The sequence below is a fragment of the Chryseobacterium sp. NFX27 genome, assembly GCF_049887855.1.
Classification (GTDB): Bacteria; Bacteroidota; Bacteroidia; order Flavobacteriales; family Weeksellaceae; genus Chryseobacterium.
Map to the genome: position 1 here is coordinate 123,063 of NZ_JAGEKK010000007.1, position 13,415 is coordinate 136,477.

13 protein-coding genes are annotated in these 13,415 nt (G+C 37.2%); 3 read left to right on the plus strand and 10 right to left on the minus strand.

Going from position 1 to position 13,415, the window contains the following annotated elements; genetic code table 11:
- Window positions 1-8: 8 nt before the first annotated feature.
- Together J4Q03_RS09830 and J4Q03_RS09835 are read left to right on the plus strand one after the other, a co-directional pair.
- Entirely contained in the window at window positions 9-749 is a 741-nt protein-coding gene (locus J4Q03_RS09830) for a hypothetical protein (RefSeq protein ID WP_426048012.1), read from the plus strand.
- A gap of 79 nt (window positions 750-828) precedes the next feature.
- On the plus strand, window positions 829-1,605 hold the full coding sequence (locus J4Q03_RS09835; protein ID WP_426048013.1) for a hypothetical protein: 777 nt from the start codon (window positions 829-831) through the stop codon (window positions 1,603-1,605).
- Between the two features lie 72 nt (window positions 1,606-1,677).
- Here J4Q03_RS09835 and serS read toward each other — a convergent pair whose 3' ends face one another.
- From serS to J4Q03_RS09855, 4 genes are all read right to left on the minus strand, one after another.
- Complete coding sequence (gene serS / locus J4Q03_RS09840) at window positions 1,678-2,946, minus strand: serine--tRNA ligase (protein WP_426048014.1); 1,269 nt, start codon at window positions 2,944-2,946, stop codon at window positions 1,678-1,680.
- 66 nt (window positions 2,947-3,012) lie between these two features.
- A complete protein-coding gene (locus J4Q03_RS09845; protein WP_426048015.1) occupies window positions 3,013-3,522 on the minus strand; it encodes a hypothetical protein in 510 nt (169 codons plus the stop codon).
- Between the two features lie 26 nt (window positions 3,523-3,548).
- Entirely contained in the window at window positions 3,549-4,793 is a 1,245-nt protein-coding gene (locus J4Q03_RS09850) for an oligosaccharide flippase family protein (RefSeq protein ID WP_426048016.1), read from the minus strand.
- Window positions 4,790-5,926 carry a glycosyltransferase family 4 protein gene (locus J4Q03_RS09855; protein ID WP_426048017.1) on the minus strand — a complete coding sequence of 379 codons (1,137 nt, stop codon included), beginning with the start codon at window positions 5,924-5,926 and terminating at the stop codon, window positions 4,790-4,792. The genes J4Q03_RS09850 and J4Q03_RS09855 overlap by 4 nt, the downstream gene beginning before the upstream one ends.
- A 54-nt stretch (window positions 5,927-5,980) precedes the next feature.
- Between J4Q03_RS09855 and J4Q03_RS09860 the strand changes: the two genes are divergently transcribed.
- Window positions 5,981-6,790 carry a class I SAM-dependent methyltransferase gene (locus tag J4Q03_RS09860; RefSeq protein ID WP_426048018.1) on the plus strand — a complete coding sequence of 270 codons (810 nt, stop codon included), beginning with the start codon at window positions 5,981-5,983 and terminating at the stop codon, window positions 6,788-6,790.
- Window positions 6,791-6,823: 33 nt separating this feature from the next.
- Here the strand turns inward: J4Q03_RS09860 and J4Q03_RS09865 are convergent, their stop codons facing one another.
- The 6 genes from J4Q03_RS09865 to J4Q03_RS09890 all read right to left on the minus strand — a co-directional run bounded on the left by J4Q03_RS09865 (window position 6,824) and on the right by J4Q03_RS09890 (window position 13,397).
- Window positions 6,824-7,312: a hypothetical protein gene (locus J4Q03_RS09865; RefSeq protein WP_426048019.1), complete on the minus strand. Its 489-nt coding sequence runs from the start codon at window positions 7,310-7,312 to the stop codon at window positions 6,824-6,826.
- Between the two features lie 101 nt (window positions 7,313-7,413).
- Complete coding sequence (locus tag J4Q03_RS09870) at window positions 7,414-8,193, minus strand: (Fe-S)-binding protein (protein WP_426048020.1); 780 nt, start codon at window positions 8,191-8,193, stop codon at window positions 7,414-7,416.
- Window positions 8,183-8,806 carry a hypothetical protein gene (locus tag J4Q03_RS09875; RefSeq protein ID WP_426048021.1) on the minus strand — a complete coding sequence of 208 codons (624 nt, stop codon included), beginning with the start codon at window positions 8,804-8,806 and terminating at the stop codon, window positions 8,183-8,185. The genes J4Q03_RS09870 and J4Q03_RS09875 overlap by 11 nt, the downstream gene beginning before the upstream one ends.
- 11 nt (window positions 8,807-8,817) lie before the next feature.
- A complete protein-coding gene (locus J4Q03_RS09880) occupies window positions 8,818-10,158 on the minus strand; it encodes a 4Fe-4S dicluster domain-containing protein (protein WP_426048022.1) in 1,341 nt (446 codons plus the stop codon).
- A 7-nt stretch (window positions 10,159-10,165) separates the two neighbouring features.
- The gene (locus J4Q03_RS09885; RefSeq protein ID WP_426048023.1) at window positions 10,166-11,116 is read right to left on the minus strand and encodes an MlaD family protein; all 951 of its coding nucleotides are present in this window, start codon (window positions 11,114-11,116) and stop codon (window positions 10,166-10,168) included.
- Between the two features lie 127 nt (window positions 11,117-11,243).
- Window positions 11,244-13,397, minus strand: a complete 2,154-nt coding sequence (locus tag J4Q03_RS09890; protein ID WP_426048024.1) for a peptidylprolyl isomerase — start codon at window positions 13,395-13,397, stop codon at window positions 11,244-11,246.
- Window positions 13,398-13,415 lie beyond the last annotated feature (18 nt).

The following is a 13,415-nucleotide window of genomic DNA, read 5'->3' on the forward strand; positions in this document are numbered from 1 at the left end:
CTAATTCCATGAAAAAAATATTTTTTTTACTCATTGCAGCTGCTTTTGTTCTGCAATCGTGTATTATTAACTCCGAAATCGTTTATCATAAAGATGCCGCCTCCACTTCTGTTACAGATATCGACATGAGAAAGTTCATTTCGGAAATGAAGGCTATGACTCCCGATTCTCTGCAGCAGAAAAAAGAATTTGGAGAAATGGATAAGCTTCCAACGGTCTGGACAAGCCTTTTTGACATTCAGAAACAGGATGCAAAGCAGGAAACTAAAGATCCGGATTCTATCAGGCTCATGAAAAAGATCTTTATGAAATCCAATAAAGAAAATAACGAGCCGGCAGGTCTTTCTTTAAAACTGGAACACTTCACGCAGACAGATTATCAGATGCTGAGCGATTATAATAAAAAGGAAAAACTTCCTTTGGATCAGAATATCTTCAATAATTGGGACGGAAAGACACTGACCATCAATACAGAAAATTTCAATCTTAAAAATATTGAGGAGACACTCAGAAGTAAAACCTCAAAAGATGAAGCTGAAAAGGTGGAAGGAATGATTGCGATGTTTTTCAAGAGCATAGGAACAACTCTGAAGTTTGAAAACAAAATAAAATCTATTACCGGAAAGCACGACTGGGTAAAGCAGATCGATAACTATACCGTTAAAATAGATTACAATCTCAAAACCCTATATGATAAAGAAGCTGAATTTAAAAATTCCGATAAAAAAATTGTGATTGTTACAGAATAAAAACGGGCTGAAATTTCAGCCCGTTTTTTTGGTTGGTATCTGTTTTGTAATACATTAGAAAACAGTAAAATTCTTAACAATGACCAAACATATTAAGTTATTATGGGCTGTAGTTCTTTTTATGATATTTCAGTCCTGCTCTATCAATACAGAAACTACCTATTATAAAGATGCCGCAACCAGCATGCAGTCTAATATTCTTATGGATAAAAGTGTAATGGGTATGATGAGCTTGATGGGCACAGATTCAAAGAAACTGAGTGATCTTGATAAGCTGCCTACCGACTGGACAAGTCTTTATAAGGTTCAGAAGCACGGAAAAGTAACGCTTAACGAAGATTCGGCAAAAGTGCTTAAAAAAGTTTATATGAAAGTGGATAAAGATAAAAACGAAATCGTTGGTCTTTCTCTAAAATATGATAAGCTTATGCCCGCGGAAATCACTCAGCTTTTAGCCAGCGATAAACGTCTGAAAAAAATACCCTTACAGGATATCGCAGTATGGGACGGTAAATCCCTGATTATTAACACTAAAAAATTCAATTCTGATGGGATACTGAAAATGCTGGAAGAAAAAGCGTCAGAAGAAAAAACAGTTCCTAAAACCAAAAGCGATTCTATTGAAGTTTACGGAAAACAGATGGCTTCCGGAATGGCGGGAATGCTCAGAATGTTCAACCTTACCTTTACCAATACCCTGAAGTTTCAGAAACCGATCAAAAGCATTGAAGGAAAACATGATTTCGTAAAACAGGTTGATAATAAAACAGTCGAGATCATCGTAAGATCCAATGATCTTGTAGATGGCAAAAACTTAGTCAATAAAGATAAAAAAGTAGTGATTACTACCGAGTAATTCATATTAACAAAAAATAATAATCCCCTTCCAAAGCTGAAAGGGGATTATTTATTATATAGAAATACTATTCTAGTTGATCAGGTCAAATCTTGCATATTCTGCAATTTTCTTAGGAATTCTGATACCTTCTTCTGTCTGATTATTTTCCAGTAATGCAGCCATAATTCTTGGAAGAGCCATTGCAGAACCATTTAAGGTATGCACCAGCTGAGATTTTCCATCTGTTTTGAAACGGCATTTCAGACGGTTGGCCTGGAATGTTTCAAAATTAGAAACAGAGCTTACTTCCAGCCACATTTCCTGAGCTGCGCTCCATACTTCAAAGTCATAGGTCATTGCTGAAGTGAAACCCATATCTCCGCCACAAAGTCTTAACACTCTGAACGGTAGTTCAAGATCTGTAAGGATCTCTTTAATATGTTCTACCATTTCTTCCAGCGCGGCATAAGAGTTCTCTGGCTTTTCAAGTCTTACGATCTCTACTTTTTCAAACTGGTGAAGACGGTTCAGACCTCTTACATGAGCTCCGTAACTTCCCGCTTCTCTTCTGTAGCACTGAGAGAAAGCTGTATTTTTAATCGGAAGATCTCTTTCTTCTAACAGAACATCCCGATAAAGATTCGTTACAGGAACTTCTGCTGTAGGAATTAAATAAAGATCATCCAGACCAATGTGGTACATCTGCCCTTCTTTATCAGGAAGCTGTCCTGTTCCGTAACCTGAAGCCTCATTCACAACGTGAGGAGGGTTGACCTCCATATACCCTTTTTCAACGTTTTTATCTAAGAAATACTGAACGAGAGCTCTCTGAAGTCTTGCCCCTTTACCCAAATAAACAGGGAAGCCGGCACCTGCGATTTTCACCCCAAGTTCAAAATCGATCAGGTTATATTTCTTGGCAAGCTCCCAGTGAGGGATAGCACCTTCTCCAAGCCCTTCTACATCGTGAGACTGGAAGATATTCTCGTTGTCTTCTGCAGAAGATCCGCTTTTTACTAATTCAAACGGAATATTTGGAATCTGGTATAAAATATCCAGTAAAGCTTTTTCTGTTGCATCTAATTGGGACTGCAGTTCTTTACTCGACTCTTTGAATTGTGCTGTTTTAGATTTTGCAGACTCCGCTTCTTCTTTCTTTCCTTCTTTCATCAAAAGTCCAATTTCCTTGGAAATTTTGTTGATCTCGGAAAGCTGGGAATCTAATTCAAACTGGATTCTTTTTCTTTCGTCGTCAGTAGCAACAGCGTCGTCTACCAACCCAAGATTCTTGAATTGTCTTTTTTTCAGACCTTCTAAAACGCGTTCTTTATTGTCGCGCAAAAAATTGACTTGTAACATTTTATTTAGATGTTAAATATTAGATATTAACTTAAAATACTAAGCTAACAGTTTTGCAAATTTAAATTATTTTATGATAGTAATGGTATTTATAGCATTGGGTGCATCTGCAGCTTTGGTAAATACAACCTGATTATTGTAAAGAACCTCAGAAACCTGGAATACTGATGGCGTCCATCGGTAACGGATTTCAACGGCATCAGTAACGGTAACCGTCTGATTATCCACAATTCTGTTAAGTGAAAAAGTCAGATTCGATTTGTATGTTCTATTTTCAGGGCTTATAGAGTCTTTTATAATTCTTTTAGCGCCTTGAATATATTCAAAATAATATAAGGAATCTGTTGTCATTTTAAGAGGAACAGACACTGGAGCCAAATCTGTTGTTCCATTCACATCATTCACAGAAAAACTGGTGTAAGACCCTGCCTTTTTGGCATTCAGCAGATCTTGTCCTGCACTGTTCTTGATATAGATGTTCATGATCTGATCAATTCTCTGTAAAGAATCGTCATCGCTTCCGCAGCTAACCAATGCAAAAAGCACAAATAATAATCGAAAAACTGAATTCTTCATAAGACAAAGGTAATAAAGATTTGTAATTAAGGAAGTTTCTTAAGATACAAAAAGAAAAAAATAAGATAAGAAAATCCTGATATGAGTATGGTAGCCGTCATGGCAATCCCCATTCCTAAGACTCCATAGATGGGCATTAATAAATAAGCAGCCACTGCGAGGAAAATAAGAGAAGCTATTCCAACCCAGGTATTAATCTCAATTTTCCCGACTGCCGGAAGAAGATTACCATAAAGATTTCTGGTCAGCATTCCTACATTGAATCCTATTAATAAAACCATCAGTAAATCCGAATTATCAATATAAGCAGTTCCGAAAAAATATTTTAAGATATATTGATTAAAAAATATAAAGAAAATAAATATACCAATACAAACAGGTATAAATACTTTGTGGAAATTAATTATGTAAGACGTTAAAAACGCCTTATTCTGATAGTTTTTAGAGAGTAACGGAAAATCGCTTTGTAAAAAACTGATGGCTAAAAATGTGATATTGGAGGGTATCAGAATGGCAACACGGTAATTGGCAACAGCACTTTCATTCATTAAAAAGCCAAGTAAAAGAATGTCTAAGGAGAACATGGTATCTGAAATAAGAGAGGTTGCAGCCGTAAATCCACCGTATTTCCACATTTCTCTGTAATTCTTAGGAATAAATTGACGAAATGAGTAAATATCTTTTGTAAGCCAAAATAATGAAAGATAGGGAGTAACGGCAATTGCGATCAGGTAGCCATAAAGCTTAAAGAAATAAGTGAGAACAAGAATTAAAAGTAACCCTCCAATATTGACAACATTATTAATTTTTGCAAACGTTCGGTTCTTTCCCGTAATACGATAAAAAACCTGAATATGGTTAACAAAATAAAAGCCACCCAATCTAACTGCACAGAAAACAAAAATGAGGAAAATGTCTTCATATTTATTAAAATAAAAAAAGGCCACACTCAGAAATAATACAGTTAGTAAGATTTCAAATAGAATTCCTTTAAAGAAAAAATAGGAAGATATTTTTCGTTTTTCATGTTCATCAGATGAAATAGATCCAAATCTCATTAAAGCCTGCCCGCTTCCAAAACCCGTGAATGGAAGAAAAATAGTGAGAACAGAAATAACGATACTTAAGACTCCAAATTCATTTTCAGGAAGCAATCTGATAACCAGCAAAGTACCAGCGAAACCACAAATTTTAGCAATCAGAAAAGATAAGAAAACGTAATGTCCATGATTATCAAAAAAACTCCTTAGAAAATCTTTCAGGCTTTTCATGAGTTTGAATTTTTACAAACGTCATCATAAACTTCGGAAAACTTCTGTGCAATAATTTCTTCTGAAAATGTATCTTTTGCATATTGAGAGACAGAAAACATATTATCCTTTCTCTTCCCTTCTAAAATTACACGCATTGCTGAAAATAACTGATTTTCATCTACTTTTTCAAGTAAAATTCCAGCATCTTCAGGGAAGAATTCGCTGATACCTCCAACATTTGTTGATATTACTTGTAAACCGCTGGCAAATGCTTCCGCAATAACGCAAGGCTGATTTTCATCATCACTAAAAAGAATGAAACAATCAGACTTCTGCATTCGCTCTGCTATCTGAGATATAGTTTGTATCCCGAAAATTTCAATTCTGTTTTCAGCTTTTGCATTTCTTACTTCCTCTTTCAATTTATCAATATCACCGTCACCTCCCAGCTGCAAATTAAATTGATACCCCTTCAACAAGAGTTTTAATGCTACTTTTAGTATTTTTTCGGAATTTTTTCTCGGAATTAAATTAGAGACATGAATAAATGTAAAGTCAGTAGATGATTCTTTTCCTGGTTTAAAAAGTTTAGTGTCAACAACATTTGGAATAACTGTTATTGTAGTCTTTATTCCAATTTTTTTTAAACTTTTTTTTAAGTCGTTGCTTACAGGCAGAACTTTGTCGGCAGTATTTCCAATAAGTTTTGCAATATATTTTGTAATAAAAGGAGTATGATGATGATTAACTTCTCTCAAGGCCGTCCAATGTTCAGTGATTACAAACGGTATTTTAAATTTTCTTTTAAGATAAACAGCAAAAAGCATAGAATTGTGCATCACATTGGCATGAACTAAATCCGGCATCTGCATCTTAGAAAAACCCATTCTGTAAGCTTTCATTCTCCTTAAAAAATTTTGAGCAGGATTTTTTGAATTCTTATAGTAAACAATACACGTTCTAATACCATTTATTATCTGATCATCTTCCAAATACTCCTGTTCTTGGTTAAAATCACCAATTGCATGCAGTATTTCAACATCATGAATTTTTGCAACCGCTTCCGCATGGCGCTGAACAAAGTTTCCATTTGTAGGCTCAATTCTATTGGGAAACCATGAGGAAATAAACAGTATTTTTTTTCTTTTCAAAATTTTATTTAGATGTATCTTTGTGAAAACTCAATTAACTGAACTTTCAAAATAATGGTTAAAATTAATAAATTTCTATCTTTTATCCGAATAATTCTCAAAAATCCGAGTCTGGTTAATCTTATTCTGAACAGTAAAATTGAGGCTGAAAATAAATTTAAAAAATATTACCCCCGGATTATAGCTTTACCCCAAGTAGATGTAAAAGATCTGAATCACGAAGTTACCGGAACAATTGAAAGTTTCTTGCTGGATGGCAGCTCATTAATAACAGATTTACAGCTACTTACCACTATTGCAGGAAGAAAAGAGGTTAATTCTTATCTGGAAATAGGAACCTGGCGCGGAGAAAGCGTACACAATGTTGCCAAACAGATTGATGATTGTACAACCATTAACCTGTCTAAAAAGGAGATGCAGGAGATGGGCTGGAATCCCAGGTATGTGGAACAACATGGAATACTTTCAGGCAAAAACCCAAAAATTCTTCATCTGGATGCTAATACCAAAAACTTTGAGTTCAGTTCACTTAATAAAAAATACGATTTAATTTTTATTGATGGCGATCACAGTTATGAAATGGTTCTTCATGACACTAAAAAAGTTTTCGAGCATTTGACTCATGAACATTCTATTGTCGTTTGGCATGATTACGCATACAACCCTCAAAATATTCGTTATGAAGTTTTCAGAGCGATATTAGACGGCACGGGAAAAGAAAATCACCCATATCTTTATCACCCAAAAAATACAATGTGTGCTATTTTTATAAAAGACAAATTACCCACTTCAGTTTTTGATGAAATGAATATTCCCGAAAGACTCTTTCAGATTGACATCAAACAGCAGTCTTTTTCGAACTAATCAACCTAATTCTGACTGATTACCTGCTACCCTTTAAGCAATACCTGCAGCCCAGCTTTTTTCCAATGGCAGTAAAAAGTGGCTTAAAAAGTCCAGGTATGTATTTTTAGAGAAGTCAAAAACCTGAATATCTTTTGGCAGTTCACCACTTCTCAGCTGAGATTTAAAATCCTGAAGCTTCAGTGTCTTTATCTGTCCGTCCTGTACAAAACTCGCTTTCATTCTGTCGAAAAGTCCAAGTTGGTATTCTTCATCGATTTCGCGCATGATCTTTCCTAAGGCATCAATACTGCAGCCTGAAGCCATTTCTTTCTCTTCATCCACGCACACCACGATAAACTGATTTTTTTCAATCTTAAAAGATGAAGAAAGTGGTTTTCCATGTGCCGCCCAGCTCGCCAGGAAATCGAAAAGTTTTTCAGTGATGGCTTTAGCCTCTTTGGTTTCAAAAGGTCTGGATGCCGGGTATATAATAACTCTGTAGTCGCTGGTTTCTACTATGCTGGATTCATCAATTTTCATATCCTGTCAATTTAAAGTATAAAATTAAGAAATATTCCTGAGTTTATGATAAAGAAAAACCCAGACACAAGCCTGAGTTTTACCTTTCTTTTTATGTAATTTTACAGATCTTCAGCTTCTGCAAGAAGTTCTACAATATCTTTTACAGCTACTTCTGTATTTTTGTTAAAATGTTTGACACCGTCCGTCATCATCGTGTTACAGAAAGGACATCCTGTAGCAATGACTTTTGGCTCAAAAGACAAGGCTTCTTCCGTTCTTTCGATATTGATGTCTTTATTTCCTTTTTCAGGCTCTTTGAACATCTGTGCACCTCCTGCTCCACAACACAGACCGTTGGTCTTGCATCGCTTCATTTCCACAAGCTCTGCATCCAGCTTCTCTAGAAGGATTCTTGGAGCCTCATATTCATTATTAGCTCTTCCAAGATAGCAGGGATCATGGAAAGTGATCTTCTTTCCTTTAAAAGCACCTCCTTCTATTTTCAGCCTTCCTTCTTCCAGTAATGTCTTAAGGAATTGGGTATGGTGAACTACTTCATAGTGACCTCCCAAGCTTGGATATTCATTTTTCAGCGTATTGAAGCAGTGAGGGCAGGCAGTTACAATCTTTTTCACTTCATAGGCATTCAGGACCTCAATATTGGTAAGGGCCATCATCTGAAAAACAAATTCGTTTCCTGCTCTTTTTGCGGGATCTCCGGTACAGCTTTCTTCTGGTCCCAGAACTGCAAATTCAACTTCTATTTTGTTTAATATCTTGCAAAATGCTTTTGTAATTTTTTTGGCGCGGTCGTCAAAACTTCCGGCACAGCCAACCCAAAATAAAACTTCCGGGGACTTTCCTTCGGCAGCATATTCTGCCATTGTTTTAATTTGCATTTTCTTTTTGTTTAATTAAAAAATCAGCGTAGTATTCCTTTGCCTTTTTCATCACTTCTACCGGAACTACAGACACATACAGGGGATTGGCCTCATCATAGTTCAGATATTTCCATGTATTTCCTGTACCCTTGTCGTTCAGAGCGATGATCATGGCCTGCTTACTCATTTCCAGTGAGCTGTCATCTAAAAATTTAGCATCCATTCCCTGAACTGCCATCATGCTGATCACAGTTTTCTTTTTACTTTCATCAAACTTCTCTTTCAGAAAAGTCATTTTCATCTTCATCGGATAAGTCGTGAAAGCATATTTTGTATTTTCCTTTGTGGTGAAAATATCAGAAACGCTAAAAGTATTCTTATTTGGATCCAGGATCTCTATTTTAAATTCATCGTTTCCTTCAAGCAGCATTTTGAAAGTTTTGGTCATGGTCTGCCTGTCTACTTTTTCAAAAATGCCGGGATGGGTAAGATCCAGCATTCCGTCATAGTTTCTTTTTTGAAACATGGACATGAATGATTGTGAATCTTCAAGGATTTTTTTCTGATCAGCATTCTGGGCCAGCGCAAGACCTGAAAGCAGAATGACAAAGACAAAGAATAGTTTTTTCATCTTTTCCGAGTTTAGTCATTAGCCCAGTTCAGACGGTCTGCCTGGTTATACTGCCAAGGAGCGGCATTGTTTTCTACATTTGTCATCATCAGATTCAGTTCCTGAGGTGCAGCAGACTGCTCCATAACAAGGAATCTTCTCATTTCGAAAATAATAGAAAGCGGATCCAGCAACACTGGACAAGCTTCTGTACAGGCGTTACAAGTAGTACACGCCCAAAGTTCTTCTTTGGTAATATAATCATTCAGAAGCTTCTTGCCGTCGTCTTCGAATTTTCCGTTTTTATCTATATTTCTGCCTACCTCTTCGAGTCTGTCCCTTGTTTTCATCAGGATCAGTCTCGGAGAAAGTTTTTTACCTGTGATATTGGCAGGACATACAGCGGTACATCTTCCACACTCTGTACAGGAGTATGCATTAAGCAATTGTACCTGGTCAAGATCAAATATATCTTCTGCTCCAAATTTAGACGGAGCATCTGCTGTTTCTCCTTCTGCCGGTGCAGCATAGGGATCTGCGTTAGGGTCCATCATCAGCTTGATTTCTTTGGTTACGGAATCAAGATTATTGAATTTCCCTTTTTTATCAAGGTTTGCAAACCATGTGCTTGGGAACGCTAGAATGATATGAAGATGTTTTGAATAATAAAGATAATTCATGAAGAAAAGAATCCCCACAAAATGAAACCACCATGCACTTCTTTCAACAAAAACCAAGAAACCATTGTCAAAGCTAAATACTTCCAGGATGGGAACAAAAAGCATCTGACTGATGGGGAAAGAACCTATATGATGAAAACCTTCTGCATTTCTCGCCTGTAAAACAGATTCTGAAGCATTCATGCTGAAGAAGGCTACCATTAAAGCGAATTCTATGATCAGAATCCAGTTGGCATCGTTTTTAGGCCAGCCAAAAAGCTCTTTCATATTAAGCCTTTTAACGCCATAGAAATTTCTTCTGATAAAGAAAACAACGACTCCAATGATGACTAAAAGAGCCAGTATTTCTAATGTCGCTGTAAAGAAGTTGTAGAAACTATCTCCAAAAATGGAAGCTAAGAACCGGTGAGTTCCAAAGATTCCGTCAACAATAATTTCTATTAATTCAATATTGATAATAACAAACCCAACATATACAAAAAGGTGAAGAATACCTGCTACAGGACGTTTTACCATTTTGCTCTGGCCCATTGCCACTCGGGCCATGGTTTCCCAGCGCTCGGCTTTCCTGTCGCTTCTGTTGATTTCTCTTCCTAACCTGATATTTCTGTAAATCTTTTGCAGGCTTTTGGCAAACAGCCCGAATCCGGCAACTAATAAGATCAGAAAAATAATGTTATCGATGTACTGCATAAGGTGATTAGTCTTTATTGTTCTTACCGAAAACCGAGAAATTGATGTATCTCTTAGGGTTTGCTTTCATGTCTTCAATCAATGAATTCAGGTTAGTAGAGGCAGAGTTCAGATTGTTGTACAGCTGCTCATCCTTCATTAGCTTTCCTAAGCTTCCCTGTCCGTTGTCGACTCCTGCTATTACCTGATTAAGTTTTCCTACGGTAGCATCCAAACTGGCAATTGTTGCATTCAGTTTTTTAGTATCAATGCTTTCTGCAAGGTTACCGTATTTATCTAATGTCACCTTCCCACTCTGCATGGTAAGGCTTGCGTCATCCAGTACTTTCTGAAGTTTAGGATCATTGTTTCCTACAAGAGTATTTACACTTCCTGCTGTAGTTTGTAGAGCACCTACCGTCTTATTAAGATTGGTAAGCAGGGCTCTGATCTCTTCTCTGTTTTGTGCATTGACCACCTGGTTTGCATTCGACATCAAAGAGTCTACCCTATGCAGAACAGTCTGTAACTGATCTTTAACAGGACCCACCTGAGAAGAAAGACTTCCCAAAGTTCCCAGCTTGAAAGTACCTAGTAACGTATCTCCGTCTTTTGCAGTCTGCCCTCCGTACATAAGATTCACTCTCATTTCTTTTCCTGACATCAGGCCGGGTTCAAAGATTTCAAGGGTTGAATTTTTGGAAAACTCGAACTTGTCATCTACCGTAATTTTCACTACAAAACTGATCTTTCCGTCTTTTGCCGTTCTAGGAATGATCTTATCGACCTGACCTACTTTCAGACCATTAATGGAAACCGCGGATGACTGTGCCAGCCCTTCCACATTATCGTATTTTGCGTAAAATATATTATCGGTAGTAAAAAGACTTCTGCCTTTCATGAATTGAAACAACAACACAAAGCCTACAATAGCTAAAAGTGCAATCACACCAGCTTTTAATTCTTTACTGAACTTCACTTGCTAAATTTTTTCTAATGAGCAAATATAACACATTTTAAATTAATCTTTTTCTTTATTGTTCTGCGTTAAATACAAAAAAGCGGCAGAAAATTCTGCCGCTTTTATATCTGTAAAAATTAATTTCTTACTGTTGCTGATTTCCCAGCTTGTTCCAGATTTCGATTCTGTAATCTTCGATATCTGCATTATCCTGAAGACTTTTCATCCAAGCCTGTCCGAACATGCTTGCACTTCTCTGGGTAATAGATTCTGTAAACTGCTTAAGGTCACCCGGCTGCTTGTTTACTGTTTCTGATTTTTTGATCAGTACATAAACTCCCGTTCCACCTTCAATAGGGTTAGAAAGTTTACCTTTTGCAACCCCAAAAGCTGCACCGGCAACTTTAGGTTCCATAGCACCGGCTACTGAAGGGTTAAGCATATTAACCTGAGCCGCTTGTTTTGTTGAACCAAACATTTTTGCAATCTGATCTAAGCCTGAAGCCTTAGCTCCGGCAATTTTATCAGAGATTTGTTTAGCTGCCAATTTATTTTTAACGATCACTTCAATCTGATCTCTTACAGATTCAGGATCTGCAAGACCTGCTTCCTGTTTTCCGTTAAGGTAGGCTACGATTTTATCTCCCGTACCTTCTACAGTAAAGAATTCTGTATCTCCTTTACTTCTTTTCTTATCGAAAGCCCAAGCTAAGATTTCTCCGTCTTTATCAGTACCAAGTCCCTGAAGCTGTCCGTCAAATCTTTTGGCTGATTTCGGGTTGGAGAACTGATAGTTTCCTTTTTTGGCAATATTCACGAAATCGTTGAAAGATTTCCCCTGAATCTGCTGAATGAATCTTCTTGCTTTTTTATCAGATTCAGCTTCTGTAGCATCTGAAGGTTTCACTTCTTTTACAAGGTTAGCTACTTTATAGCTCATTGCCCCTGCTTTTTTATCTTCAATATTGATGATATGATATCCGAACTGTGTTTCTACAACACCCGTTGCACCTTTAGGATTATTAGCCAAATAAGTAAGGAATTCCGGAACAAAAGGAGTTTCCGGGGTAGTCCATCCTAGGCTTCCTCCCTGTGCTGCAGAGCTCGGGTCATTAGACATTTTGATAAACTCTGTAAATTTTGCAGGTGTTGCTTTCACAATAGCTCCGATAGAGTCTGCCAATTTCTTAGCCTGCTCTTTAGATCTTGTTACTCCTTCTCCTGCAGGGCTTCCTTTGAAAGCGATAAGGATATGTCTTGACAATGTAGAATCTGAAGTCTTCTTATCCAAAAGCTTTGAAACCACATAGAAATTCTGCTCTTTGTAAGGCCCGAAAGTCTGTCCGATAGCAGCCGTTGTAATTTGCCCCTGAATCGTTTGAGGCAATTGGGCAGGCGCTGCATACTGGTTGTTGAAAGGCATATCAGAATTAGCCATAATGAACATTGAGTCGTTCTTTGTATTCTGGAAGTTCTCTGTTCCTCCGCTTGCATCAGTACCTCCTGAGAAAAGCTTATTGATTTCCTTCTGAGCCGCTGCATCATCTGCCGCGCTAGGTTTAGAAGGGAAATATACAAGTCCGATATTTCTGCTAGGTTCTACTTTAAACATTACCGGGTGTTGCTTGATGTAGTTTTCAAGGTCTGCCGTAGTAACGTTGATTTTTGTTTTCTGAAGGTAGGCAGCATAATCGATCTTTACAAAATCAATGTCAGCCAACTGATCTCTCTGCTTCATCATCTCTTCAGCTTCTTTTTTACCAGTAGTGATCCCTGCAGAAATATTAGTAAACACCTGTCTTGCCATCAATCTGTATTCCACAGTTTTTCTGGTTTTAAGCCACTGGTTGTAGCCTTCAGGATTGGTGTTCTTTAATGTTTCAATCTCTTTTTTAAGCTCTTGAGTTTTAAAATTACCTTTCTCATCAAAGAACTGTTGATTTTGGGCGAACATCTGATCGTACTGGATCTGATTCCAGAAGTAATCATCAGTCATTTCAAATCCCAATTTCTCAAACTGCTGCTTGATAAGTTTAGATTGTACAAGTAACTGCCAAGCCTGCTCTTCAAGTCCCGTTTTTGGACGGCCCTGTTGCTCAGCCTGCTGCTGCAGTACGAAAAGCTGATCATTGAACTCTTCGCGGGTGACTTTCTCACCGTTTACTTTTCCTAAAACATCAGGATTTTTTCCAAAAACCTTGTCGATGCTGTCGGGGTTTACCAGAAACGCTAAAAGCGCCAATGCGATCACTCCCATCAAAAGCCAAGGCTTACTCCTAATCTGTCCTAAAATTGCCATTTTATATATTATAGTTTT